The sequence below is a fragment of the Streptomyces fractus genome (assembly GCF_049844455.1).
GTDB classification, from domain to species: domain Bacteria; phylum Actinomycetota; class Actinomycetes; order Streptomycetales; family Streptomycetaceae; genus Streptomyces; species Streptomyces fractus.
This window is the reverse complement of the sequence record NZ_JBMYHI010000002.1, coordinates 5,153,728-5,179,015: the sequence shown is the minus strand read 5'-3', so window position 1 is coordinate 5,179,015 and position 25,288 is coordinate 5,153,728. Positions and strand designations below refer to the sequence as shown.

Annotated in this window: 17 protein-coding genes and 3 rRNA genes; 4 read left to right on the top strand and 16 right to left on the bottom strand. The window is 68.8% G+C overall.

Annotated features, from left to right (window positions below; translation table 11 throughout):
* Positions 1–23: 23 nt before the first annotated feature.
* From ACP4E5_RS25425 to ACP4E5_RS25375, 11 genes are all read right to left on the bottom strand, one after another.
* Entirely contained in the window at positions 24–1,199 is a 1,176-nt protein-coding gene (locus ACP4E5_RS25425) for an acetoin utilization protein AcuC (protein WP_425832433.1), read from the bottom strand.
* Positions 1,150–2,403, bottom strand: a complete 1,254-nt coding sequence (locus ACP4E5_RS25420) for an MFS transporter (RefSeq protein ID WP_425832431.1) — start codon at positions 2,401–2,403, stop codon at positions 1,150–1,152. The genes ACP4E5_RS25425 and ACP4E5_RS25420 overlap by 50 nt, the downstream gene beginning before the upstream one ends.
* An 80-nt stretch (positions 2,404–2,483) precedes the next feature.
* Complete coding sequence (locus ACP4E5_RS25415; protein WP_425832429.1) at positions 2,484–3,128, bottom strand: HAD family hydrolase; 645 nt, start codon at positions 3,126–3,128, stop codon at positions 2,484–2,486.
* A gap of 70 nt (positions 3,129–3,198) precedes the next feature.
* Positions 3,199–3,315: ribosomal RNA gene (rrf, locus tag ACP4E5_RS25410) — 5S ribosomal RNA — on the bottom strand.
* A gap of 88 nt (positions 3,316–3,403) precedes the next feature.
* A 23S ribosomal RNA gene (locus tag ACP4E5_RS25405) occupies positions 3,404–6,526 on the bottom strand.
* Positions 6,527–6,829: 303 nt separating this feature from the next.
* Positions 6,830–8,355, bottom strand: a 16S ribosomal RNA gene (locus ACP4E5_RS25400).
* The 16S, 23S and 5S rRNA genes sit together here, the layout of an rRNA operon.
* A gap of 676 nt (positions 8,356–9,031) precedes the next feature.
* Positions 9,032–9,856, bottom strand: a complete 825-nt coding sequence (gene proC, locus ACP4E5_RS25395) for a pyrroline-5-carboxylate reductase (RefSeq protein ID WP_425832427.1) — start codon at positions 9,854–9,856, stop codon at positions 9,032–9,034.
* Positions 9,857–9,956: 100 nt separating this feature from the next.
* A complete protein-coding gene (locus ACP4E5_RS25390) occupies positions 9,957–10,694 on the bottom strand; it encodes an ABC transporter permease (protein WP_425832425.1) in 738 nt (245 codons plus the stop codon).
* 34 nt (positions 10,695–10,728) lie between these two features.
* Positions 10,729–11,490 (bottom strand): ABC transporter ATP-binding protein, encoded by a 762-nt coding sequence (locus ACP4E5_RS25385; RefSeq protein ID WP_425832423.1) that lies wholly within the window; start codon positions 11,488–11,490, stop codon positions 10,729–10,731.
* Between the two features lie 607 nt (positions 11,491–12,097).
* Positions 12,098–12,598 carry an EamA/RhaT family transporter gene (locus tag ACP4E5_RS25380; RefSeq protein WP_425832421.1) on the bottom strand — a complete coding sequence of 167 codons (501 nt, stop codon included), beginning with the start codon at positions 12,596–12,598 and terminating at the stop codon, positions 12,098–12,100.
* A gap of 58 nt (positions 12,599–12,656) precedes the next feature.
* Positions 12,657–12,953, bottom strand: a complete 297-nt coding sequence (locus ACP4E5_RS25375; protein ID WP_425832419.1) for an SH3 domain-containing protein — start codon at positions 12,951–12,953, stop codon at positions 12,657–12,659.
* Positions 12,954–13,080: 127 nt separating this feature from the next.
* Here ACP4E5_RS25375 and ACP4E5_RS25370 point away from each other — a divergent pair, with 127 nt between their 5' ends.
* Positions 13,081–15,225: a protein kinase domain-containing protein gene (locus tag ACP4E5_RS25370; RefSeq protein ID WP_425832417.1), complete on the top strand. Its 2,145-nt coding sequence runs from the start codon at positions 13,081–13,083 to the stop codon at positions 15,223–15,225.
* A gap of 16 nt (positions 15,226–15,241) precedes the next feature.
* Here ACP4E5_RS25370 and ilvD read toward each other — a convergent pair whose 3' ends face one another.
* The 4 genes from ilvD to ACP4E5_RS25350 all read right to left on the bottom strand — a co-directional run bounded on the left by ilvD (position 15,242) and on the right by ACP4E5_RS25350 (position 19,690).
* Entirely contained in the window at positions 15,242–17,095 is a 1,854-nt protein-coding gene (gene ilvD, locus ACP4E5_RS25365; RefSeq protein ID WP_425832415.1) for a dihydroxy-acid dehydratase, read from the bottom strand.
* 102 nt (positions 17,096–17,197) lie between these two features.
* Positions 17,198–17,815 (bottom strand): TetR/AcrR family transcriptional regulator, encoded by a 618-nt coding sequence (locus ACP4E5_RS25360; protein ID WP_425832413.1) that lies wholly within the window; start codon positions 17,813–17,815, stop codon positions 17,198–17,200.
* Positions 17,812–18,636 (bottom strand): sugar phosphate isomerase/epimerase family protein, encoded by an 825-nt coding sequence (locus tag ACP4E5_RS25355; RefSeq protein WP_425832411.1) that lies wholly within the window; start codon positions 18,634–18,636, stop codon positions 17,812–17,814. The genes ACP4E5_RS25360 and ACP4E5_RS25355 overlap by 4 nt, the downstream gene beginning before the upstream one ends.
* Positions 18,637–18,757: 121 nt before the next feature.
* Positions 18,758–19,690 (bottom strand): Ppx/GppA family phosphatase, encoded by a 933-nt coding sequence (locus ACP4E5_RS25350; protein WP_425832409.1) that lies wholly within the window; start codon positions 19,688–19,690, stop codon positions 18,758–18,760.
* 80 nt (positions 19,691–19,770) lie between these two features.
* On the opposite strand from ACP4E5_RS25350, the gene ACP4E5_RS25345 reads away from it, so the two are divergent.
* Complete coding sequence (locus tag ACP4E5_RS25345; protein WP_425832407.1) at positions 19,771–20,637, top strand: DUF3109 family protein; 867 nt, start codon at positions 19,771–19,773, stop codon at positions 20,635–20,637.
* A gap of 30 nt (positions 20,638–20,667) precedes the next feature.
* Here ACP4E5_RS25345 and ACP4E5_RS25340 read toward each other — a convergent pair whose 3' ends face one another.
* Positions 20,668–22,398 (bottom strand): BACON domain-containing protein, encoded by a 1,731-nt coding sequence (locus ACP4E5_RS25340; RefSeq protein ID WP_425832405.1) that lies wholly within the window; start codon positions 22,396–22,398, stop codon positions 20,668–20,670.
* 197 nt (positions 22,399–22,595) lie between these two features.
* Between ACP4E5_RS25340 and radA the strand changes: the two genes are divergently transcribed.
* Complete coding sequence (radA, locus tag ACP4E5_RS25335; RefSeq protein ID WP_425832403.1) at positions 22,596–24,011, top strand: DNA repair protein RadA; 1,416 nt, start codon at positions 22,596–22,598, stop codon at positions 24,009–24,011.
* Positions 24,012–24,103: 92 nt separating this feature from the next.
* Complete coding sequence (disA, locus tag ACP4E5_RS25330) at positions 24,104–25,228, top strand: DNA integrity scanning diadenylate cyclase DisA (protein WP_425832401.1); 1,125 nt, start codon at positions 24,104–24,106, stop codon at positions 25,226–25,228.
* The last annotated feature ends 60 nt before the right edge of the window (positions 25,229–25,288 follow it).

Below are 25,288 nucleotides of genomic sequence, written 5' to 3'. Positions count from 1 at the left end.
ACTGTCGCCCCCCCTACGGCCCCCTACGGCAACAACCCCCGCAGCGGATACGACGCCTTACGGGTGGCCAGAACCGCCTGATCGAGGCGGTCCGCCGGATCGTAGCCCGCCTCCCACCCCTGATACGACACGGGCCACCGCCCGTCCGTCATCCGCTGCGGCGCCAACTGCCGCGTACGGGCGAAGACTTCCTGCCGCCACCCGTCCGGGATCACCGACTCGGGCGCGATCTCCCGCCCCGCCGCGATCCCCACCAGGTGCGTCCACGACCGTGGCACGACGTCCACCACCGCGTACCCGCCCCCGCCGAGCGCCACCCACCGCCCGTCGGCGTACTCGTGCGCCCACTCGTGGCAGGCGACCTGCACGGCCCGCTGCGCGTCCAGGGAGACGGCCAAGTGGGCCAGCGGATCCTCGAAGTGCGTATCGGCCCCGTGCTGCGTCACCAGCACCTGCGGCCGGAACTCCGCCAACAGCTCCGGCACCACCGCGTGCAACGCCCGCAGCCACCCGGCGTCCCCGGTCCCCGCCGGCAGGGCCACATTCACGGCCGTGCCTTCCGCGGGCCCGTCCGCCCCGGTCTCCTCGGGCCAGCCGGTCTGCGGGAACAACGTACGAGGATGCTCGTGCAGCGAGATCGTCAGGACCCGCGGGTCCTCCCAGAACGCGGCCTGCACCCCGTCGCCGTGATGCACGTCCACGTCCACGTACACGACGCGCTCGGCGCCCAGTTCAAGGAGTCGTGCGATCGCCAGCGCCGCGTCGTTGTACACGCAGAACCCCGACGCCGCCCCCGGCATCGCGTGGTGCAGGCCGCCCGCGAAGTTCACGGCGTGCAGCGCGTTCCCCCGCCACACGTTCTCCGCGGCCCCCACCGACTGCCCGGCGATCAGCGCGGACACCTCGTGCATCCCGGCGAAGGCCGGATCGTCCATGGTCCCGAGCCCGTACGCCGGGTCGGCGGCGTCCGGATCGAGGGAGGCGGCCTTGACCGCCTCCACGTAGTCCTCGCGGTGCACGAGCCGCAGCGTCGACTCCCCGGCCGCCTTGGCCGCGACGACGTCCATGTCCCGGTCGAGCCCGAACGCGTCCACCAGTCTCCGGGTCAGATCGAGCCTGACCGGATCCATCGGATGTCCGGGTCCGAAGTCATACCCCGCTACCGCCGGGTCCCACATCAATTGCGCGCGGCCGCTCATGCCCGCCACCGTATCTGTCCCCCCGCTCCCGGAACGACGGGGCGTACACCAGCGTCATCAGCACCAATGCCATCGGCACGAGCATCGCCCCGCGATAGCTCCACGCGTCGCCCAAAGCCCCCACAAGCGGCGAACCGATCAGAAAACCCACGTAGTTGAAGATATTGAGCCGCGCCACCGCCGCGTCCGAAGCCTTCGGGAACAGCCGGCCCGCCGCGGCGAAGGTCTGCGGCACGATCACGCACAGCCCGAGACCGAGCAGCGTGAACCCGAGCATCCCCACCCAGGGCCCCGGCGCCAGAGCCACCACCCCGAACCCGGCGGCAGCCACGACGGATCCGAGCCGCACCACGGCCACCGCCCCGAAGCGCCGCACCCCCACGTCCCCGACCGCGCGGCCCACCAGCGTCATCACCATGTAGACGTTGTACGGAACCGTGGACAGCTGCTCCGAACTCCCCAGCACGTCCTGGAGGTACTTGGCGCTCCAGTTGGAGACGGTCGAGTCCCCGATGTACGCGAAGGACATCACCAGGCAGAGCGGCAGCAGCACCTTGAAGACGACGCCGCCGCCCCGCTCCTGCTCCCGCGCGGCCTCCTCCCCGTCGGCCGCCCGCCCGTCCACGTACCACCGGCTCGCCACGAGACAGAGCGGCAACAGCACGCACGCCACCGGCAGATACGACACGAACAGCGTCAGATCCCAGTGCGCCCCGACCCACGCGAGCGACGCCCCGACGATCCCGCCGAGGCTGTACGCGGCGTGGAAGCCGAGCATGATGCTGCGCCCGTACGCCCGCTGCAGGCTGACGCCGAGCATGTTCATCGAGGCGTCGAGCGCCCCCACGGCCAGCCCGAACGCGGCGAGCGCGACGGCCACTTCGGCCACCGAGTCCCCGGCCCCGACCCCGAGCAGCGCCAACAGCACGACGGGCTGGGACCACCGCAGCACCCTGCTCGGCCGCACCCTCTTCACCAACTGCTCGGTGCCTACGCTGCCGACCCCGGCCAGCACCGGTACGGCGGCGAGGAACACGGGCAGCAGCGCGTCGGATATCCCGTACTGGTCCTGAATGGCGGGGATCCGGGTCACGAGCAGCGCGAAGGCGGCGCCCTGCGCGAAGAAGCTGAACCCCAGCGTCCCGCGCCCCCACCGCAGCCGCCCACCCACCGTGCCGGCCGTCCCTGCTGTGCCATCGGTCATGGCGGCACAGCGTATGCCTCCGCCCTACCCGTGGGTAGATGGATCACAAAACCATGGGCCGACCGTGACCTCTCGTGACCTCAGCCGAGCAGCCGGGGCAACTCCCGCATGTCGTCGAAGAGTTCATCGGCCTGGGCGAGCCGCTCGGCCGGGGTCATCGCGGCGAACCCGTACACATCCATCCCGGCGGCGACGGCCGCCTGCACCCCGAGCGGGCTGTCCTCGACGACCAGACACTTCTCGGGCGGCACCCCCATGCGCTCGGCGGCGTACAGGAACAGATCGGGCGCCGGCTTCCCCCGCCCCACATCCTGCGAGCTGAAGATCCGCTCGTCCCCGAACCACTTGTCGAGCCCGGTCTTCCGGTGCCCGACTCGAATCCGCTCATGACTCCCGGAGGACGCGACGCAGTAAGGCACCCCGTCGGCCGTCAGCTTCTCCAGGACCTCGACCACGCCGTCGACCGGTTCCAGCTCCCGCTCGAACGCGGCGAACACCCGCGCGTGAAAGACCTCGTCGAAGTCCTCGGGAAGCCGCTGCCCGGTCCGCTCGCGGACCAGGTCGTGCACGCGGTGCATGGCGGCGCCCATGTAGTCCCGCAGGGACTCCTCGTACGAGGTCGGGTGCCCGAGCTCGGTGAGATAGCCGGCCAGGAGCGTGTTGGAGATCGGTTCACTGTCGACGAGTACACCGTCGTTGTCGAAGATGACGAGGTCATAGCGCATGCCCATATCTTCGCCCCTAAACGCAGAAAAGCCCGGACCGTATCCCGGTCCGGGCTTTTCTATAAAATTAGTTCGGCGGCGTCCTACTCTCCCACAGGGTCCCCCCTGCAGTACCATCGGCGCTGTGAGGCTTAGCTTCCGGGTTCGGAATGTAACCGGGCGTTTCCCTCACGCTATGACCACCGAAACACTATGAAACTGTCAACCGGAGCCGTGGCACATGGCTACGACGGTTGTTCGTGGTTTCAGAACCAACACAGTGGACGCGAGCAACTGAGGACAAGCCCTCGGCCTATTAGTACCGGTCACCTCCACACCTTACGGTGCTTCCAGATCCGGCCTATCAACCCAGTCGTCTACTGGGAGCCTTAACCCCTCAAAGGGGGTGGGAATACTCATCTCGAAGCAGGCTTCCCGCTTAGATGCTTTCAGCGGTTATCCTTTCCGAACGTAGCCAACCAGCCATGCCCTTGGCAGGACAACTGGCACACCAGAGGTTCGTCCGTCCCGGTCCTCTCGTACTAGGGACAGCCCTTCTCAATATTCCTACGCGCACAGAGGATAGGGACCGAACTGTCTCACGACGTTCTAAACCCAGCTCGCGTACCGCTTTAATGGGCGAACAGCCCAACCCTTGGGACCGACTCCAGCCCCAGGATGCGACGAGCCGACATCGAGGTGCCAAACCATCCCGTCGATATGGACTCTTGGGGAAGATCAGCCTGTTATCCCCGGGGTACCTTTTATCCGTTGAGCGACGGCGCTTCCACAAGCCACCGCCGGATCACTAGTCCCGACTTTCGTCCCTGCTCGACCCGTCGGTCTCACAGTCAAGCTCCCTTGTGCACTTACACTCAACACCTGATTACCAACCAGGCTGAGGGAACCTTTGGGCGCCTCCGTTACTCTTTGGGAGGCAACCGCCCCAGTTAAACTACCCATCAGACACTGTCCCTGATCCGGATCACGGACCCAGGTTAGACATCCAGCACGACCAGAGTGGTATTTCAACGACGACTCCCCCTGAACTGGCGTCCAGGGTTCACAGTCTCCCACCTATCCTACACAAGCCGAACCGAACACCAATATCAAACTATAGTAAAGGTCCCGGGGTCTTTCCGTCCTTCTGCGCGAAACGAGCATCTTTACTCGTAGTGCAATTTCACCGGGCCTATGGTTGAGACAGTCGAGAAGTCGTTACGCCATTCGTGCAGGTCGGAACTTACCCGACAAGGAATTTCGCTACCTTAGGATGGTTATAGTTACCACCGCCGTTTACTGGCGCTTAAGTTCTCAGCTTCGCCACACCGAAATGTGACTAACCGGTCCCCTTAACGTTCCAGCACCGGGCAGGCGTCAGTCCGTATACATCGCCTTACGGCTTCGCACGGACCTGTGTTTTTAGTAAACAGTCGCTTCTCGCTGGTCTCTGCGGCCACCCCCAGCTCAGAGTGCAAGACTCATCACCAGGAATGGCCCCCCTTCTCCCGAAGTTACGGGGGCATTTTGCCGAGTTCCTTAACCATAGTTCACCCGAACGCCTCGGTATTCTCTACCTGACCACCTGAGTCGGTTTAGGGTACGGGCCGCCATGAAACTCGCTAGAGGCTTTTCTCGACAGCATAGGATCATCCACTTCACCACAATCGGCTCGGCATCAGGTCTCAGCCTCGTGTGCGACGGATTTACCTACCGCACGGCCTACACCCTTACCCCGGGACAACCATCGCCCGGGCTGGACTACCTTCCTGCGTCACCCCATCGCTCACCTACTACCAGCTTGGACCGGCGGCTCCACCACTTTCCATTCCCCGAAGGGTCCGGAACGGCTTCACGGCCTTAGCATCACTGGATTCGATGTCTTTCGCGTCACAGCGGGTACCGGAATATCAACCGGTTATCCATCGACTACGCCTGTCGGCCTCGCCTTAGGTCCCGACTTACCCTGGGCAGATCAGCTTGACCCAGGAACCCTTAGTCAATCGGCGCACACGTTTCTCACGTGTGTATCGCTACTCATGCCTGCATTCTCACTCGTGAACCGTCCACAACTACCTTCCGGTGCTGCTTCACCCGGCACACGACGCTCCCCTACCCATCCACACACCCGTTGGGGCTGTTGTATGAATGACACGACTTCGGCGGTACGCTTGAGCCCCGCTACATTGTCGGCGCGGAATCACTTGACCAGTGAGCTATTACGCACTCTTTCAAGGGTGGCTGCTTCTAAGCCAACCTCCTGGTTGTCTCTGCGACTCCACATCCTTTCCCACTTAGCGTACGCTTAGGGGCCTTAGTCGATGCTCTGGGCTGTTTCCCTCTCGACCATGGAGCTTATCCCCCACAGTCTCACTGCCGTGCTCTCACTTACCGGCATTCGGAGTTTGGCTAAGGTCAGTAACCCGGTAGGGCCCATCGCCTATCCAGTGCTCTACCTCCGGCAAGAAACACACGACGCTGCACCTAAATGCATTTCGGGGAGAACCAGCTATCACGGAGTTTGATTGGCCTTTCACCCCTAACCACAGGTCATCCCCCAGGTTTTCAACCCTGGTGGGTTCGGTCCTCCACGAAGTCTTACCTCCGCTTCAACCTGCCCATGGCTAGATCACTCCGCTTCGGGTCTTGAGCGCGCTACTGAATCGCCCTGTTCGGACTCGCTTTCGCTACGGCTTCCCCACACGGGTTAACCTCGCAACACACCGCAAACTCGCAGGCTCATTCTTCAAAAGGCACGCAGTCACGACGCATTGAGTAAACTCAATGCGCGACGCTCCCACGGCTTGTAGGCACACGGTTTCAGGTACTATTTCACTCCGCTCCCGCGGTACTTTTCACCATTCCCTCACGGTACTATCCGCTATCGGTCACCAGGGAATATTTAGGCTTAACGGGTGGTCCCGCCAGATTCACACAGGATTTCTCGGGCCCCGTGCTACTTGGGTGTCTCTCAAACGAGCCGCTAATGTTTCGACTACGGGGGTCTTACCCTCTACGCCGGACCTTTCGCATGTCCTTCGCCTACATCAACGGTTTCTTACTCGTCCTGTCGCCGGCAGACGACAGAAGAGAGATCCCACAACCCCGTACACGCAACCCCTGCCGGGTCTCACACGTATACGGTTTGGCCTCATCCAGTTTCGCTCGCCACTACTCCCGGAATCACGGTTGTTTTCTCTTCCTGCGGGTACTGAGATGTTTCACTTCCCCGCGTTCCCTCCACACTGCCTATATATTCAGCAGCGGGTGACAGCCCATGACGACTGCCGGGTTTCCCCATTCGGAAACCCCCGGATCAAAGCCTGGTTGACGACTCCCCGGGGACTATCGTGGCCTCCCACGTCCTTCATCGGTTCCTGGTACCAAGGCATCCACCGTGCGCCCTTAAAAACTTGGCCACAGATGCTCGCGTCCACTGTGCAGTTCTCAAACAACGACCAACCACCCGTCACACACCAAGAACCTTGGCGCTTCACCGGGGCCGGCATTGAGGTCGGGATCAAATCCGTACCCTCAGATACCCAACAGCGTGCCCGGCCCGACCAGTTCACTCACACGTTCCACGCCGAAGCAGTACTAGTGAAGCCAACCAATCGTGCCGAATAATCAACGTTCCACCCATGAGCAACCAGCATCAGACGTTCGCTGATGAACTGGCCTCTGACCTCGTCCCGAAGGACTCGGTAAGAAGTGCTCCTTAGAAAGGAGGTGATCCAGCCGCACCTTCCGGTACGGCTACCTTGTTACGACTTCGTCCCAATCGCCAGTCCCACCTTCGACAGCTCCCTCCCACAAGGGGTTGGGCCACCGGCTTCGGGTGTTACCGACTTTCGTGACGTGACGGGCGGTGTGTACAAGGCCCGGGAACGTATTCACCGCAGCAATGCTGATCTGCGATTACTAGCAACTCCAACTTCATGGGGTCGAGTTGCAGACCCCAATCCGAACTGAGACCGACTTTTTGAGATTCGCTCCACCTTGCGGTATCGCAGCTCATTGTATCGGCCATTGTAGCACGTGTGCAGCCCAAGACATAAGGGGCATGATGACTTGACGTCGTCCCCACCTTCCTCCGAGTTGACCCCGGCGGTCTCCTGTGAGTCCCCATCACCCCGAAGGGCATGCTGGCAACACAGAACAAGGGTTGCGCTCGTTGCGGGACTTAACCCAACATCTCACGACACGAGCTGACGACAGCCATGCACCACCTGTACACCGACCACAAGGGGGCGCCCATCTCTGGACGTTTCCGGTGTATGTCAAGCCTTGGTAAGGTTCTTCGCGTTGCGTCGAATTAAGCCACATGCTCCGCTGCTTGTGCGGGCCCCCGTCAATTCCTTTGAGTTTTAGCCTTGCGGCCGTACTCCCCAGGCGGGGCACTTAATGCGTTAGCTGCGGCGCGGACAACGTGGAATGTTGCCCACACCTAGTGCCCACCGTTTACGGCGTGGACTACCAGGGTATCTAATCCTGTTCGCTCCCCACGCTTTCGCTCCTCAGCGTCAGTAATGGCCCAGAGATCCGCCTTCGCCACCGGTGTTCCTCCTGATATCTGCGCATTTCACCGCTACACCAGGAATTCCGATCTCCCCTACCACACTCTAGCTAGCCCGTATCGACTGCAGACTCGGGGTTAAGCCCCGAGCTTTCACAATCGACGTGACAAGCCGCCTACGAGCTCTTTACGCCCAATAATTCCGGACAACGCTTGCGCCCTACGTATTACCGCGGCTGCTGGCACGTAGTTAGCCGGCGCTTCTTCTGCAGGTACCGTCACTTTCGCTTCTTCCCTGCTGAAAGAGGTTTACAACCCGAAGGCCGTCATCCCTCACGCGGCGTCGCTGCATCAGGCTTTCGCCCATTGTGCAATATTCCCCACTGCTGCCTCCCGTAGGAGTCTGGGCCGTGTCTCAGTCCCAGTGTGGCCGGTCGCCCTCTCAGGCCGGCTACCCGTCGTCGCCTTGGTGAGCCATTACCTCACCAACAAGCTGATAGGCCGCGGGCTCATCCTTCACCGCCGGAGCTTTTAACCCCCATCCAGGAGGACAGGAGTGTTATCCGGTATTAGACCTCGTTTCCAAGGCTTGTCCCAGAGTGAAGGGCAGATTGCCCACGTGTTACTCACCCGTTCGCCACTAATCCACCCCGAAGGGCTTCATCGTTCGACTTGCATGTGTTAAGCACGCCGCCAGCGTTCGTCCTGAGCCAGGATCAAACTCTCCGTGAATGTTTCCCCGTGATCGGGGCGACACACACGAGAGCGGAACAGTCGGAGGAATAATCCGACCGTTCACAGCGTCCTCGCTGTGTTTTTTTACAAAGGAACCTCATCCCCAGCAGACGCTGGAGACGGGGTATCAACATATCTGGCGTTGATTTTTGGCACGCTGTTGAGTTCTCAAGGAACGGACGCTTCCTTTGTACTCACCCTCTCGGGCTTTCCTCCGGGCGCTTCCCTTCGGTCTTGCTATTGTTTCTTGCTGTTTCGCGTTTCCGACTCTATCAGACCGTTTCACCGGCCGATTTGCCTCGGTCCCGCTTCGCTTTCCGGCCTTTCGGCTTTCCGGCGAGTCCGACTCTATCAGATCCTTTCGGGCCTGATTCCCAGTCAGTGGGGCTTGTCCTCGCGGCTGTTGGGCCGTTCCGACGAGTGAGACTTTAGCGGATTCCCGGCCCCCGAGCTAATCGGGGTCGCGTCCTTTCGAACGTGGATTCCTCATTTCGCAAAGGCACACGTAAATGCAGACGACGACCGAGCAGAAGTCAGTCGTCGTGCGTTTAAGAGGTCTTGCGGAATGGTTGTCCGGGGACCGACCGGAGTCGGCGCTCACGGCGGACAACTCGGAGAACACTACGGATGGGCCCAGGGCGTGTCAACTTCACGCCCCGGGCCCGTACGCAGGTCAGTTGTTGTTGCCGGAGGCCAGTTCGCGGCTGCGGTCGCGGGCGGCTTCGAGGGCGGCGATGAGGGCGGCTCGTACGCCGTGGCTCTCGAGTTCGCGGATCGCGTTGATGGTCGTGCCGGCGGGGGAGGTGACGTTCTCGCGGAGCTTGACCGGGTGCTCGCCGCTGTCGCGGAGCATCGTGGCGGCGCCGATGGCGGACTGGACGATGAGGTCGTGGGCCTTGTCGCGCGGGAGGCCGAGGAGGATGCCCGCGTCGGTCATGGCCTCCACCAAGTAGAAGAAGTAGGCGGGGCCCGAGCCGGAGAGGGCCGTGCAGGCGTCCTGCTGGGACTCGGGGACGCGGAGGGTCTTGCCGACGGAGCCGAAGAGTTCCTCGGCGTGCGTCAGGTGGGCGCCCGTCGCGTGGGTACCGGCGGAGATGACGGACATCGCCTCGTCGACCAGGGCCGGGGTGTTCGTCATGACGCGGACCACCGGGGTGCCCTCCGGGAGGCGCTCCTCGAAGTAGGTGGTCGGGATGCCCGCCGCGCCGCTGATCACGAGGCGGTCGGACGGGACGTGCTGGGCCAGTTCGTCGAGGAGCGTGCCCATGTCCTGCGGCTTGACCGTGAGGATCAGGGTGTCGGCCTGCTTGGCCGCTTCCTGGTTGGTGACCGGGGTGACGCCGTAGCGCGAGCGGAGTTCCTCGGCGCGCTCGGGGCGGCGGGCCGTGACCATGAGGTCGCCCGGTGCCCAGCCGCCGCGGATCATTCCGCTGAGCAGGGCTTCACCGATCTTGCCCGTGCCGAGTACGGCGACCTTGTGGCGGGGGTGCTGGCTCATGAGCGGGGCCTTCCGTGTGCGTCGTCCGTCCGCAGGCATCCTCGCATCGGCCGTGCCCGGCGCTACATGGGTGTCCGGTGGGCGGAACGGGCGGCAGGGCTCAGGCCGTACGGCGGCGCAGGGTCGCCGCGCCGAGGCCCAGGACCAGGACCGCGCAGCCGGCGACGATCACGACGTCGCGGATGTAGGTGGCCGTGAGGTCGGTGTGCTTGAGGACCTCGTTCATGCCGTCGACCGCGTACGACATGGGGAGCACGTCGGAGATTCCCTCCAGGACCGGCTGCATCTGGTCGCGGGCCGTGAACAGGCCGCAGAGCAGGAGCTGCGGGAAGATCACCGCCGGCATGAACTGGACCGCCTGGAACTCCGATGCCGCGAACGCCGAGACGAAGAGGCCGAGGGCCGTGCCGAGCAGGGCGTCGAGGAGGGCGACCAGGAGGAGCAGCCAGGCCGAGCCGGTGACGTTCAGGTCGAGGACCCAGAGGGCGAGGCCCGTGGCGAGGAACGACTGGATGATCGCGACGGTGCCGAAGGCCAGCGCATAGCCGCCGATCAGGTCCGCCTTGCCGAGCGGCATGGACAGGAGGCGTTCCAGGGTGCCGCTGGTGCGTTCGCGGAGGGTGGCGATGGAGGTCACCAGGAACATCGTGATCAGCGGGAAGATGCCGAGGAGCGAGGCGCCGATGGAGTTGAAGGTGGCCTGGCTGCCGTCGAAGACGTAGCGGAGAAGGAAGAGCATCACGCACGGGACGAGCAGCATCAGGGCGATCGAGCGCGGGTCGTGGCGGAGCTGGCGCAGGACGCGGAGCGCGGTGGCGGTGGTGCGGTAGGTGTTCATGGCGGGTTCCCCGGGGCTTCGGTCGGTGGGTGCGTCAGTGGGCGGGGGTGTTCGCGTTCGCCTCGTCCACGAGGTGGAGGAACGCCTCTTCGACGGTTGGCGTGGCGGTGCGCTCGCGCAGGGCGTCGGGGCTGTCGTCGGCGAGGAGTTCGCCCTCGCGCATGAGGAGGAGGCGGTGGCAGCGCTCGGCCTCGTCCATGACGTGCGAGGAGACGAGGATCGTGGCGCCGCGGGCGGCGAGTTCGTGGAAGAGGTTCCACAGGTCGCGGCGGAGGACCGGGTCGAGGCCGACGGTCGGCTCGTCGAGGACCAGAAGGTCCGGTGTGCCGAGCAGGGCGACGGCAAGGGAGACGCGGCTGAGCTGGCCGCCGGAGAGGTTCCCGGCGAGGGAGTCGGCGTGGGAGGCGAGGTCCACGTCGGTGAGGACGCGGTCGACCTCGGTGCGGCGGTGGGCGGCGGCGGACCTGCCGGGGAGCAGGACGGACGCGAAGTAGGCGAGGTTCTGGCGGATCGTGAGGTCGAGGTATACGGACGGGGCCTGGGTCACGTAGCCGACGCGGGAGCGCAGGTCGGGGTGGCCGGCGGGGTGGTCGAGGACCGTGAGGGCGCCGGTGACCTTGGCCTGCGTGCCGACGACGGCGCGCATGAGGGTCGACTTGCCGCAGCCGCTGGGGCCGAGCAGGCCGGTGATCTGGCCGCGCGGGACGGTGAAGTCGAGGCCGCGCAGGACGGTGCGGGGGCCTCGGGCGACCGTGAGTCCGGCGGCTTCCACGGCGGGTGTCAGCGGTTTATTCATCACACGATGAATAATCCTCCGGGCGGGTGTGGGCGTCAAGGCGTACGGGGGGTTGTCGTGGGTTGTCGCGCGGCGCCGGGAGGCGCGGGATGCCGGGGGGCGCGGGATGCCGGGGGCGGCGCCGTCGTCATGGGTGCGCGGCACCGGGGTGCCGCCTTGCCCACCCTGCCGCCCAAGGCGGCAGATTGCCCAAGGCGGCGGCGGTCGACCGCGGCGGGTTGCCCAAGGCGGGCGGGCCGGGGCGGGCGGGCCGGGAGAGGCAGCCGGGGCGGATGAGCCGGGCGGGTGGGCCGGGGCGGATCAGCCCGCGCGGGTCGGCCCGGGAGGGGTCGGCCAGGGCGGAGTCAGCCGGAAGGAGTCAGCCGGAAGGAGTCAGCCCGCGCGGAGACAGCCCGGGAGGGGTCAACCCGGGAAGAGGCAACCGGGAAGGGGCAGCCCGCGCGGAGCCGGCCCGGGAGAAGTCAGCCGGGAAAGGGCAGCCGGGAAGAGGCAGCCGGGAAGAGGCAGCCCGCGCGGAGTCGGCCCGGGAAGGGGCAGCCCGCGCGGAGACAGCCCGGGAAGGGCAGCCCGCGCGGAGACAGCCCGGGAAGGGGCAGCCCGGGAGGGGTCAGTTCTTGGGTTTCTTTTTGGATGGGTTGCGGGTGCGGCGGGCTGTGCGGCGTTCGTACTGCTCGCGGGCCGTCTCGTACTCCTGGCGGCGGAGCTTCTCGCCGGGGGCCTCGACCAGGCAGCGCAGGGCGTAGGCGATCAGGACGCCCACGAAGCCGATCGCCATGAAGCCGCGCAGCGACGCCTGCTTCTCGGGGTCGTGGCGCTCGGTGAAGCCGGTGCGGGTGCGGGCGAAGGCGAGCGCGCTGCAGATCGCGAACATCACGATGAGCAGCAGGTTCACGAGGGATCCGACGTCGGCGATCGCCAGGCCCTCGTAGGCGAAACGGAGGACGAAGCAGCCGGCGACGGCCAGGACGAGCGCGCCCACGCCGGCCGCGGCGCGGCGCAGCCCGTAGTTGCCGCTGTGGTCGACCCAGGTCGTGCCGAAGAAGCGGATCTCCTCGGGCTGGGGCCCCGGGGCCGGGGAGGTGCTGGGGGTGCCGGTGTCGTCGCTCACGCCCTCGATTATCACCGGACGGGCCCGCGGCCCCCGCAGGCCGGTCCGCTCACGCCGCTCAGGCGCAGCGCGGCGCCACGTAGCCGTCACTGCCCGTCTTCACATAGGTGTCGGAGACGTACTCGCCGACGCCGATGTTGTCCCAGATCTTCGACGTGCCGTACGGGCCCGTGACCGCCTGGCCCGGCTTCTGGCAGAAGATCGGCACCCTCGCGCCCAGCGGCAGCTCACGCACCACGCGGTACTGGGTGCCGGGGCCGCTGCGAACGTTCACGTTGTAGCCCGGGGCCACCGGGTAGTACATCGCCGCTGCCGCCGCTTCCACGGACTGAGCGGGCTGTTCCTCTACGGCCATCTGGCTGCGCCTCCCCGTCGGACGGGGCCTCGTTCAACGTTCATTGAGGGCCCGTTGAAATTTGTGTGCTGGAATGTCGAACACGCAGGCTAGCAAGGCCCGTTCATCAGCCACGGGGGGCGTGGACATGCCGTCGTACAACAGCATCGGGAGCGGTCCGGAAGCGGAACTTCCGGAGTACGCCGGGCACTACCGGCTCGAGGAGCGGCTCGGCGCGGGCGGCATGGGCGTCGTGCATCTGGCGCGGTCGGCGGCGGGGCTGCCGCTCGCGGTGAAGGTGGTGCACGCCGAGTTCGCGGAGGACCCCGAGTTCAGGGGGCGGTTCCGGCAGGAGGTCGCGGCCGCGCGCCGGGTCAGCGGGGCCTTCACCGCGCCGGTCGTCGACGCCGATCCGGAGGCCGAACTGCCGTGGATGGCCACCCTGTTCATCCCGGGCCCGACCCTCGCCGAGCACGTCAAGCGGAACGGGCCGCTGGCGCCCGCGCAGCTGCGGCACCTGACGGCCGGACTGGCGGAGGCGCTGCGCGACATCCATCGCGCCGGGGTCGTGCACCGCGATCTGAAGCCGAGCAATGTGCTGCTCGCCGAGGACAGCCCCAAGGTGATCGACTTCGGGATCTCCCGGCCCAAGGACAGTGAACTGCGCACGGAGACCGGCAAGTTGATCGGCACGCCGCCGTTCATGGCGCCCGAGCAGTTCCGCCGCCCCCGCGAGGTGGGCCCGGCCGCCGATGTGTTCGCGCTCGGTTCGCTGCTCGTGCACGCCGCGACCGGGCGGGGCCCCTTCGACTCCGACAGCCCGTATCTCGTGGCGTACCAGGTGGTGCACGACGAGCCGGATGTGTCCGGTGTGCCCGAGGACCTGGCGCCGCTCGTCCTCGCCTGCCTTGCGAAGGAGCCGGAGGAGCGGCCCACGCCGGACGAGCTGATGGCGGAGCTGCGGCACATCGCGGCGCGGTACGACACGCAGGCGTTCATCCCGGCGCAGCGGCCGCCGGCCGAGCCGTCCACCACGTTCGACTCCAGTGAAGTGGCGCCCGACTCCAGTGAGGTGGCGCCGAGTTCGCCGGCCCCGCCGAAGCGTTCGCTCCCCCGTCCCCGTCCCCGCACCCTCATCACCCTCGCCGGGGCCCTGGCGCTGAGCGGCGCGCTCGCGGCGGCCCTGATCACCGGGAACGACGACGGCACCGGCACCCGGACCGCGCCGGCCGGCTCCCCCGCCACGTTCCACCCCTGGCAGCAGAGGCTCGGCTCCGGTGCCGCGCCCGCCTGCTCGTACGGGGACGGGAGCCTGTACTGCGCGGTGCCCGGTGCGCTCGCCGTGTCGCTGGATCCGCGGGACGGCTCGGTGCGGTGGAAGCGGAAGGCGTCCGGCGGGGCGGGGAACGCCGGCGGGGAGGCGCCCGTGGTGTCGGGCGGGCTGGTGCACGCGCTCACCCCGGACGGGTCCCGGCTCGTCGCGATGGCGGCCGATACGGGCAGGTCCCGCTGGTCGATGGATGTGTCGCGGTTCCAGGGGCAGGTGCGCCAGGCGGCGGGGCGGGTGCTCCTCGCGGCGCCCGACGGCACACTCAGCGCGGTCGACAGCACGACCGGGAGACAGGAGTGGCACCGTCGGCTCCCCGGTTCGTCGACGTCCGGGACCGCCCTCTCGTACGTCGGCGGAGACCTGGCCTACGCGACGACGTCGGCGCCCGACGGGGCGAACACGCGGGTGAGCGCGGTGGATCCGAGGACGGGCGACATCCGCTGGCAGCGGAGATCTCCGGGCACGGCGACCCCGATCGGAGTGTCCGGCGGGGTTCTGTGGTGCACGGAGCGGGGCGCCTCGGGCGAGACCGTGGCGCTCGTCGGCCATCGCCTCACGGACGGGGCGGTGGCACGTCGCGTACGGCTCTCGCTGCCGCTGCCCGCGGCGACGGCGGCGCTGCACGGGCACACGGCGTATCTGCTCGCGGCGGGCGGCGCGCTGGTGGCGCAGGACCTGGCGACCGGCAAGCAGGTGTGGCGCTCGGAGACCTCCGTGAGCCGGGGCTCCGCGCCCGCCGTCGACGCCGCCTCCGACCGGGTCTACGTGACGGCCCCCGACGGCCGGCTGCTCGCGGTGGACCGGCGCACGGGCCGTCCGGTCGGCCAGAGCAGCGCCCGGCCCGCGGACCGCGCCGACCGGGTGGTGGCCGACATTCCGGCGCCGGTCGTCAGGGGCGACCGGGTGTACGGGAGCGCGCCGGACGGCACCGTTTCCGGCACCGCCACGGCGGACGATCCGTAGATCCCTGGTTCCCTGGTTAGCCGAGCTGCGACACGTCGCGGACCGCGCCCGTGTCGGCGCTGGTGGCCATCGCGGCGTACGCGCGCAGAGCGGCCGAGACCTTGCGCTCGCGGGACTTGGGGGCGTAGACGCCGCCCAGGGCCTCGCGGCGCGCGGCCAGCTCCTCGTCGCTCACGAGGAGTTCGATGCCGCGGTTCGGGATGTCGATGCGCACGCGGTCGCCGTCCTCGACGAGCGCGATGGTGCCACCGGCGGCGGCCTCGGGCGAGGCGTGGCCGATGGACAGGCCCGACGTACCGCCGGAGAAGCGGCCGTCCGTGACGAGCGCGCAGGCCTTGCCGAGGCCGCGGCCCTTCAGGTACGAGGTCGGGTAGAGCATCTCCTGCATGCCGGGGCCGCCCTTGGGACCCTCGTAGCGGATGACGACGACGTCGCCCTCCTTGACCTGCTTGAGCAGGATCTTCTCGACGGCCTCCTCCTGCGACTCGCAGACGACGGCCGGGCCCTCGAAGGTCCAGATGGACTCGTCGACACCGGCGGTCTTCACGACGGCGCCGTTCTCGGCGAGGTTGCCCTTCAGGACAGCCAGGCCGCCGTCCTTCGAGTACGCGTGCGCGACGTCACGGATGCAGCCGCCTGCGGCGTCGGTGTCGAGGGTGTCCCAGCGCTCGGACTGCGAGAAGGCCTCGGCGGAGCGCTTGCAGCCGGGGGCGGCGTGCCACAGCTCGCTCGCCTCCTCGGTCGCGGCGCCGCCGCGGATGTCCCAGTCGTCGAGCCATTCCTTGATGGACGCGGAGTGGACGGTGTGCACGTCCTCGTGGAGCAGACCGCCGCGGTACAGCTCGCCGAGGATCGCGGGGATGCCGCCGGCGCGGTGCACGTCCTCCATGTAGTACGTGCCGCCGGGCGCCACGTTCGGGGCGACCTTGGACAGGCACGGGACGCGGCGCGAGACGGCGTCCATGTCCGCGAGCGTGTAGTCAAGTTCGGCCTCCTGCGCGGCGGCCAGCAGGTGCAGGATCGTGTTGGTGGAGCCGCCCATGGAGATGTCGAGCGCCATCGCGTTGTCGAAGGCGGCGCGGGTGGCGATGTTGCGCGGCAGCACCGATTCGTCGTCGCCGTCGTAGTACCGCTTGGCGATCTCGACGACCGTGGCGCCCGCCTTCTCGTACAGCGCCTTGCGGGCGGTGTGGGTGGCGAGCACCGAGCCGTTGCCCGGCAGGGAGAGGCCGATGGCCTCGGTCAGGCAGTTCATCGAGTTGGCGGTGAACATGCCGGAACACGAGCCGCACGTCGGGCAGGCGTTCTCCTCGATGCGGAGGATGTCCTCGTCCGAGACGCTCTCGTCGACCGCGTCGCTGATCGCGTTGACCAGGTCGAGCTTGCGGACGGTGCCGTCGACCAGCGTGGCCTTGCCGGCCTCCATGGGGCCGCCGGAGACGAAGACCGTCGGGATGTTGAGCCGCAGCGCGGCGTTCAGCATGCCGGGGGTGATCTTGTCGCAGTTGGAGATGCAGATCAGCGCGTCCGCGCAGTGCGCCTCGACCATGTACTCGACCGAATCCGCGATCAGGTCGCGGGAGGGGAGGGAGTACAGCATGCCGCCGTGGCCCATCGCGATGCCGTCGTCGACGGCGATCGTGTTGAACTCGCGGGCGATGCCGCCCGCGGCCGTGATGGCCTCGCTGACGATGCGGCCCACGGGCGACAGGTGCGTGTGACCGGGCACGAACTCGGTGAACGAGTTGGCGACCGCGACGATCGGCTTCCGGCCGATGTCCGCACCGGGTACACCGGAGGCACGCATAAGGGCGCGGGCGCCCGCCATGTTGCGGCCGTGGGTGACTGTGCGGGACCTCAGCTCGGGCATCGTCGCTCGCTCCTTCAGAGGGATAAAAGACTGTCTCCCGAGCCTACGCCGCCGATCCAAGCCCTGGACAGGGTGTCCGAATGCCGGGACGGCCGTCTCAGGTCACGGGCCGGTCAGATGCAGCTGCACCACGGGAGCGATCCGCGCGATGATCCGCTCGGGGTCCGCGGACGCGATGGGCTCCACCCGCATCACGTAACGGACCATGGCGGCGCCCATGAGCTGCGCGGCGGCCAGCGAGACGCGCAGCTCGGCCTCGTCCTTCGGCAGGTCGAGCCGCTCGGCGATGCTCGCGAGCAGCCGGGAGGCGATCAGGCGGCGCAGGACGCCCGCGGCCACGTCGTTGTTCACGGCGGATCGCAGGATCGCGAGCAGCGGGACCCGCGTCTCGGGCGACTCCCAGACGCCGAAGAAGAACCGGGTCATGCGCTCGCCGACCTCGTCCAGGGGCCCGTCGGACAGGGCGGCGGGCGCCTTGAGGGCCGGGGCGAGCGCCACCTCGATCGACGCGGCGAACACCTGCTCCTTGGTGCCGAAGTAGTGGTGCACCAGGGCCGAGTCCACCCCGGCGGCCTTGGCGATGCCGCGCACCGACGCCTTGTCGTAGCCGCGCTCGGCGAACTCCTCGCGGGCGACGTCGAGGATCCGCTCCCGCATGCCGGGTCCCGCGTCCTGCCGCGCGCGCGGGGGGCGGCCCCGGCGGCGCGCCGGCTCGGTCATGAACGCGGCACCCGCGCGGCCGACGCCAGGTGCAGGCGGGCGAAGGCGAGGGCCTCCGCCAGGTCGGCCTCGCGTTCGGCGCTGGACATGGCGCGGCGGGTGTTGACCTCGATGACGACGTGTCCGTCGAACCCGCTCACGGCGAGGCCCTCCAGGAGTTCGGCGCAGGGCTGCGTGCCGCGCCCGGGGACCAGGTGCTCGTCCTTGCCCGAACCGCTGCCGTCGGCGAGATGCACATGCCCGAGCCGGTCTCCCATCCGGTCGATCATCTGCATCGCGTCGGTGCGTGCCGTCGCGGTGTGGCTGAGGTCGACCGTGAAGTGCCGGTAGTCGTCCTTGGTGACGTCCCAGTCGGGGGCGTACGCGAGCATCTCGCGGTCCCGGTAGCGCCACGGGTACATGTTCTCGACGGCGAACCGCACATCGGTCTCGTCCGCCATCCGCCAGACGCCCTGCACGAAGTCGCGCGCGTACTGGCGCTGCCAGCGGAACGGGGGGTGCACGACGACGGTCGACGCCCCCAGCTTCTCCGCGGCGGCCCGCGCGCGCTGCAGCTTCACCCACGGGTCCGTCGACCACACGCGCTGCGTGATCAGCAGACATGGGGCGTGCACGGCGAGGATCGGGATGCGGTGGTAGTCGGAGAGGCGGCGCAGGGCCTCTATGTCCTGGCTGACGGGGTCGGTCCAGACCATGACCTCTACGCCGTCGTAGCCCAGGCGCGCGGCGATCTCGAAGGCCGTCGCCGTCGACTCCGGGTACACGGAGGCCGTGGACAGCGCGACCTTCGCATCCGGGATGCGCACCACTGGTTCTGCCACGGGGACAGGGTACGGCCCCGTCGTTCCGGTGGGGGCGCCCACCCGGGGGTGACGCCTCGGGGCTCCGCCCCGGACCCCGCGCCTCAATCGCCGGCGGGGCTTGAATTACCGGCACCGGGGATCAGGTCGTCGGCATGTGATCCAGGCGGCGGAGGATGACGCCCTCGCGGAGGGCCCAGGGGCAGATTTCCAGGGTTTCCACGCCGAAGAGGTCCATCGCACCCTCCGCCACAAGCGCCCCCGCCAGGAGCTGGCCGGCCCGGCCCTCGGAGACGCCCGGAAGTTCGGCGCGCTCCTCCACGGTCATCGCGGCGAGCTGCGGCACCCAGTCCTCCAGGGACTTCCGCTTCAACTCCCGCTGTACGTAGAGGCCTTCCGCCGACCGGGCCGCCCCGGCGAGACGTGCCAGCTGCTTGAACGTCTTCGACGTGGCCACCACGTGGTCCGGCGCCCCGAACCGGCTGAACTCCCCGACCGTGCGCGCGATCTGCGCCCGCACATGCCGCCGCAGCGCCTTCACGTCGTCCGGATCCGCCGTGTCCCCGGGCAGCCAGCCGGCCGTCAGCCGACCCGCCCCGAGCGGCAGCGACACCGCGGCGTCCGGCTCCTCGTCGATGCCGTACGCGATCTCCAGGGAGCCGCCGCCGATGTCGAGGACCAGCAGCCTGCCCGCGGACCATCCGAACCAGCGCCGCGCCGCGAGGAACGTGAGCCGCGCCTCTTCCTCGCCGCTGAGCACCCGCAGTTCGACGCCCGTGGCGTCCTTGACGCGCGCGAGGACGTCGTCGGCGTTGCTGGCCTCGCGCACCGCCGATGTCGCGAACGGCAGCAGGTCCTCCACGCCCTTGTCCTCCGCGGCCTCCATGGCCTCTCTGACCGTCCTGATCAGCAGGTCCACGCCGTCGGACCCGATCGCCCCGCGGTCGTCGAGGAGTTGGGCGAGCCGCAGTTCGGCCTTGTGCGAGTGCGCGGGCAGCGGGCGGGCGCCGGGGTGTGCGTCCACCACCAGCAGATGGACCGTATTCGAACCCACGTCGAGGACACCGAGTCTCATGTAGGGAACGCTACTGCTCTGAACGGCTTGCCTGTCCAGGAAGGTCCGGTGGAAGGCGCCGACGCCTTTACTCTGGAACGGTGCCAAAGACGAAAAAGGCCAAGGCCGACAAGAGCGACAAGAAGACGAAGTCGGCAAAGCAGGAGCTGAAGCAGAAGGACCAGCAGAAGCAACCGAAGCAGCGGGCCAAGGCGGACGAGAAGCCCATCGACTTCCCGCGCGCGTGGGTCGATTTCCCGGATCCGGCGGACGACGAGCAGATCTTCCGCTGCGATCTGACATGGCTGACCTCTCGTTGGAGCTGCATCTTCGGCAGCGGCTGCCAGGGCATCCAGGCGGGCCGCGCCGACGACGGCTGCTGCACGCTGGGCGCGCACTTCTCGGACGAGGACGACGAGAAGCGGGTGGCCGAGAACGTGGCGCGGCTGACGCCCGACATCTGGCAGCACCACGACATCGGAACCGAGACCGGCTGGGTCTCCGTGGACGAGGACGGGGAGCGCCAGACCCGCCCGTACGAGGGCTCGTGCATCTTCCAGAACCGGCCGGGCTTCAAGGGCGGCGCGGGCTGCTCGCTGCACATCCTGGCGCTCAAGGAGGGCCGCGAGCCCCTGGAGACGAAGCCGGACGTCTGCTGGCAGCTTCCGGTCCGGCGTACGTACGAGTGGATCGAGCGGCCCGACGACACCAAGGTGCTCCAGGTCTCGATCGGCGAGTACGACCGCCGTGGCTGGGGCCCGGGCGGTCACGACCTGCACTGGTGGTGCACGTCGGCGACCTCGGCGCACGGCGCGGGCGACCCGGTCTACGTCAGTTACGGTCCCGAGCTCACGGAGCTGATGGGCAAGGCCGGTTACGACAAGCTGGTCGAGCTGTGCGAGGAGCGCCTCGCGGCCGCGCCCAAGGGCCTCCCGCTCGTCGCCCCGCACCCGGCCGACCCGGCGTAACGCGCACATCCGGAGGTCCGGGACCGGACGTCAGGGGGTCCCCGGCGGCGAGCCCGTCCCGGACCCCCCGGTCCCGGAGGGCGACGCGGGGTCGGACGGGGGCGCCGAGTCGGAGGGCTCGGGGTCGCTCGGGCTCGGCGTCGAGCTCCCGGTCGGATCCGGCGTCGGGTCGGGCGAGGAGTGCGTCGGCGTGGGCGTGGGCCTCGGGTGGGACGGGGACGACGGGACGGAGTGGGACGGCGAAGGCCGCGAGGTGCCGCCGCCTCCGGACCCGGAACCCCCGTACCCCTCAAGGGAGATGACGGCCCCGGACGGGTCGATCCCGACGTGCGCCGTCCAGTGCCCGCGCGGCTCCCGGTACTCGTTCACGTAGACGTGGATGGTGTGCGACTCGCCCGGGCGCAGCGTTCCCCCGGCCTGGCTCAGGTACAGCCAGGAGGCGTCCGTGGACGCGGTCCAGTCGACGGGCGTGCGGCCCGACGCGGTGAGCGTGATCGCCGTCGAGTTCCCGCTGGGCTGTGCCTCCACGGTGATGCGGCCGGGGCCGCGCCCCGCGCGCGTGGGCGGCGAGGTGACCTCCACGGAGACGTCGGGTGAGCGGCTGCCCGCGGTGAAGCTCGGGTCGGGGCTCGTCCGCGCGTTCCCCGCGTTCTCGTACGCGCCGCCTGTCCGCTCGCCGTCGAGGCTGTCGGCCGTGCCGTCCTCGCTGGCCGTCACGGAGCGTCCGTCCGCGGCCTCGCCGGTCAGCGGAGCGCCCCTATAGGCGGCCCACAGGGCGAGCACGGGGGCGGCGACCACGGTGGCGACCACGGTCGTCGTCACGGCGCGCGAGCGCAGCCGGTCGCGGCGGGCCGCCCGGTCCTTGGGGTCCATCGGGTAGCCGCGCCGGTCGAAGCGCGGGGCGCCGGTGTGCCTGCCGTGCATCGCGAAGTGCAGGGCGGGGCGCGGGGCCTCCACGAGGGGCAGCGCGGCGGGCGTCACCGACGTGCCGGGCCAGGCGCGGGGCGCCGCGCGCTCGGCGGTGCGGCGGCAGCGCGGGCAGTCGTCGACGTGCCGGACCAGCTCGCGGCGCAGGGCGGCCGAGAGGAGCACCTGGTTGTCGCCGGTGAGACGGGCGACGCTGGGGCAGGTGCCGGTCTCGACGACGGCGAGCGCGGCGCGGGTCCGCTCGACCTCGCAGGCCGCGGCCGAGAGCAGCTCGCGGGTGGCGGTGGGGTCGGTGCCGAGGACGGCGGCGACCTCGCGCGGCGACAGCTGGTGGCGCACGGCCAGCTCAAGGGCTTCGCGCTGCTCCGGGGTGGTGCCGGCGGCTTCCGGCCAGGCGAGCTGGGCGAGCTGCCGCCTGCGCTCCTCCTGGAGGAGACCGTCCTGGGGCCGGCCGCCTTCCCGCGCGCCCTCCCGCGCGCTCCCCTGCGCGCTCCCCTGTGCGCTCTGACGCCGCCGATTGGCCTCGGCCAGACGGCGCAGGCAGGACCAGCGGGCCAGCGCATAGAGCCACGCCCTGCGCTCGGCGGGAGAGTCGCCTGCGGGGGCGCGGGAGCCGCGCCGCTCGGCGAGAGCGAGGGCGTCACCGAGGGCCTCGGTCGCCTCGTCGTGATCGCAGAGCACCGAGAGGCAGTAGGTGAACAGGCCGTCCAGACAGGGCTCGTAGCGGGCAGGCGGGCGCTGCGGGGCGCTGCGCGGCTCCTGCCGCCTCGCCCCGGCGCGGTGCGCCCGGTGTGCGCCGGTGGTCTGTGTGGGAGTTTCCGGCCTGCTGCTCATCACCGTGCGACCGTAGGCGCCTCACGCAGGGGCTTCCTCCCCCTTGAGCACATTTAATCCTTACGGGTGAAACGATCCCTCAAAAGAGGACAGGAACCCGCCATTCCGTGGCCAGCACGGCTACGCGGGGCGACGTGCGGGGCGATGGCCCGGGCCGCGTCCGCCCGTTGTCAGTCCTGCCCGCTACGGTTCCGTTCATGGCTGCCCGTACGAAATCCGCATCCGGCAAGGCACGTCCGTCCTACCGCTGCACCGAATGCGGCTGGCAGACGGCCAAGTGGCTGGGCCGCTGCCCCGAGTGCCAGGCCTGGGGGACGATCGACGAGTACGGCGCGCCCGCCGTGCGCACCACCGCACCGGGCCGCGTCACCACGTCGGCGCTGCCCATCGGCCAGGTCGACGGCAGGCAGGCGACGGCCCGGACCACCGGCGTGCCCGAGCTGGACCGGGTGCTCGGCGGCGGCCTGGTGCCCGGAGCGGTGGTGCTGGTCGCGGGCGAGCCCGGCGTCGGCAAGTCCACGCTCCTGCTTGACGTGGCGGCCAAGTCGGCCGGCGAGGAGCACAAGACCCTCTACGTGACGGGCGAGGAGTCGGCCTCGCAGGTGCGCCTGCGCGCGGACCGCATCCACGCGATCGACGACCATCTGTACCTGACGGCCGAGACCGATCTGGCCGCCGTCCTCGGCCACTTGGACGAGGTGAAGCCGTCGCTGCTCATCCTGGACTCCGTACAGACGGTCGCGTCCGGGGAGATCGACGGGGCGCCCGGCGGCGTGTCCCAGGTCCGCGAGGTGGCGGGCGCCCTCATCCGCGCCTCCAAGGAGCGCGGCATGTCCACGCTGCTTGTCGGTCACGTCACCAAGGAGGGCACCATCGCGGGCCCGCGCCTCCTGGAGCACCTGGTCGACGTCGTCCTGAGCTTCGAGGGCGACCGGCACGCGCGCCTGCGTCTCGTACGCGGCGTCAAGAACCGCTACGGGACGACGGACGAGGTCGGCTGCTTCGAGCTGCACGACGAGGGCATCACGGGCCTCGCCGACCCGAGCGGCCTGTTCCTGACGCGGCGCGCCGAGCCGGTGCCCGGCACCTGTCTGACCGTCGCCCTGGAGGGCCGCCGCCCGCTGGTCGCCGAGGTCCAGGCGCTCACGGTCGACTCCCAGATCCCCTCGCCGCGCCGCACCACGTCCGGCCTGGAGACCTCCCGCGTCTCGATGATGCTGGCCGTGCTCGAACAGCGCGGGCGGATCAGCGCGTTGGGCAAGCGGGACATCTACTCGGCGACGGTCGGCGGTGTGAAGCTCTCCGAGCCCGCAGCCGACCTGGCCATCGCGCTGGCCCTGGCGAGCGCGGCGAGCGACACCCCGCTCCCCAAGAACCTCGTGGCGATCGGAGAAGTAGGCCTCGCGGGCGAGGTCAGGCGGGTCACGGGCGTGCAGCGCCGGCTCGCGGAGGCGCACCGGCTCGGGTTCACACACGCCCTGGTCCCGGCCGATCCCGGAAAGGTTCCGGCCGGTATGAAGGTCCTGGAAGTCGCCGATATAGGGGATGCTCTGCGGGTGCTGCCGAAGGGCCGTCGCCAAGACGCCCCACGGGAGCCGGAGCAGCGCCGGTAGACTTTGCCCTGGTCTCGCCCGTGCGTACGAACGCGCGGGACGGGGGCCACGAGCCCCAGGGCACCCCAAAGTCTGCGATCCGGAGGAGTGCAGTGGCAGCCAACGACCGGGCGGCAGCTCCCGGCAAGTCCGGCGGAAGCTCCGGTGCGGACAGTCTGATGCGCGCCGCGCTGAGCGCCGTCGCGCCCGGAACCGCTCTGCGCGACGGCCTGGAGCGCATCCTCCGCGGAAACACCGGAGGCCTGATCGTCCTCGGCTCCGACAAGACGGTCGAGTCGATGTGCACGGGCGGCTTCATCCTCGACGTGGAGTTCACGGCCACGCGCCTGCGCGAGCTGTGCAAGCTCGACGGCGGCATCGTCGTCTCCTCGAACCTCGACAAGATCCTGCGGGCCGGCGTCCAGTTGGTGCCGGACCCGACGATCCCGACGGAGGAGACCGGCACCCGGCACCGCACGGCGGACCGCGTCTCCAAGCAGGTCGGCTACACCGTCGTCTCGGTCTCCCAGTCGATGCGCCTGATCGCGCTGTACGTGGACGGGCAGCGCCGCGTCCTGGAGGACTCGGCGGCGATCCTGTCCCGCGCCAACCAGGCCCTCGCGACCCTGGAGCGCTACAAGCTGCGACTCGACGAGGTGGCGGGCACGCTCTCCGCCCTGGAGATCGAGGACCTGGTCACGGTCAGGGACGTCTCGGCGGTCGCGCAGCGCCTGGAGATGGTGCGCCGCATCGCCACGGAGATCGCCGAGTACGTCGTGGAGTTGGGCACCGACGGCCGGCTTCTGGCCTTGCAGCTCGACGAGTTGATCGCGGGCGTCGAGCCGGAGCGCGAGCTGGTCGCGCGGGACTACGTGCCCGAGCCCACCGCCAAGCGCTCCCGCACGGTCGCGGAGGCGCTCGTCGAGCTGGACTCGCTCAGCCACGCGGAGCTGCTCGAACTGCCGATAGTGGCACGGGCTTTGGGCTACACCGGCTCCCCCGAGGCGCTCGACTCGGCGGTGTCGCCGCGCGGGTTCCGGCTCCTGGCCAAGGTGCCGCGCCTTCCCGGCGCCATCATCGACCGCCTCGTGGAGCACTTCGGCGGCCTGCAGAAGCTGCTCGCCGCGAGCGTGGACGACCTTCAGACGGTCGACGGGGTGGGCGAGGCGCGGGCGCGCAGCGTGCGTGAGGGCCTGTCGCGGCTGGCGGAGTCGTCGATCCTCGAACGCTACGTGTAGCCAACTGAAGCCCGCCTTTCGTACGAGAGCCAGCGGGGTCCGGGGCAGAGCCCCGAGACG

Bases quoted from the DNA above. Each gene is read 5' to 3' on its own strand.
- ACP4E5_RS25425 (WP_425832433.1), bottom strand. From the start codon at position 1,199: ATGAGCGGCCGCGCGCAATTGATGTGGGACCCGGCGGTAGCGGGGTAT.
- ACP4E5_RS25420 (WP_425832431.1), bottom strand. From the start codon at position 2,403: ATGACCGATGGCACAGCAGGGACGGCCGGCACGGTGGGTGGGCGGCTG.
- ACP4E5_RS25415 (WP_425832429.1), bottom strand. From the start codon at position 3,128: ATGCGCTATGACCTCGTCATCTTCGACAACGACGGTGTACTCGTCGAC.
- proC (WP_425832427.1), bottom strand. From the start codon at position 9,856: ATGAGCCAGCACCCCCGCCACAAGGTCGCCGTACTCGGCACGGGCAAG.
- ACP4E5_RS25390 (WP_425832425.1), bottom strand. From the start codon at position 10,694: ATGAACACCTACCGCACCACCGCCACCGCGCTCCGCGTCCTGCGCCAG.
- ACP4E5_RS25385 (WP_425832423.1), bottom strand. From the start codon at position 11,490: ATGAATAAACCGCTGACACCCGCCGTGGAAGCCGCCGGACTCACGGTC.
- ACP4E5_RS25375 (WP_425832419.1), bottom strand. From the start codon at position 12,953: ATGGCCGTAGAGGAACAGCCCGCTCAGTCCGTGGAAGCGGCGGCAGCG.
- ACP4E5_RS25370 (WP_425832417.1), top strand. From the start codon at position 13,081: ATGCCGTCGTACAACAGCATCGGGAGCGGTCCGGAAGCGGAACTTCCG.
- ilvD (WP_425832415.1), bottom strand. From the start codon at position 17,095: ATGCCCGAGCTGAGGTCCCGCACAGTCACCCACGGCCGCAACATGGCG.
- ACP4E5_RS25360 (WP_425832413.1), bottom strand. From the start codon at position 17,815: ATGACCGAGCCGGCGCGCCGCCGGGGCCGCCCCCCGCGCGCGCGGCAG.
- ACP4E5_RS25350 (WP_425832409.1), bottom strand. From the start codon at position 19,690: ATGAGACTCGGTGTCCTCGACGTGGGTTCGAATACGGTCCATCTGCTG.
- ACP4E5_RS25340 (WP_425832405.1), bottom strand. From the start codon at position 22,398: ATGAGCAGCAGGCCGGAAACTCCCACACAGACCACCGGCGCACACCGG.
- radA (WP_425832403.1), top strand. From the start codon at position 22,596: ATGGCTGCCCGTACGAAATCCGCATCCGGCAAGGCACGTCCGTCCTAC.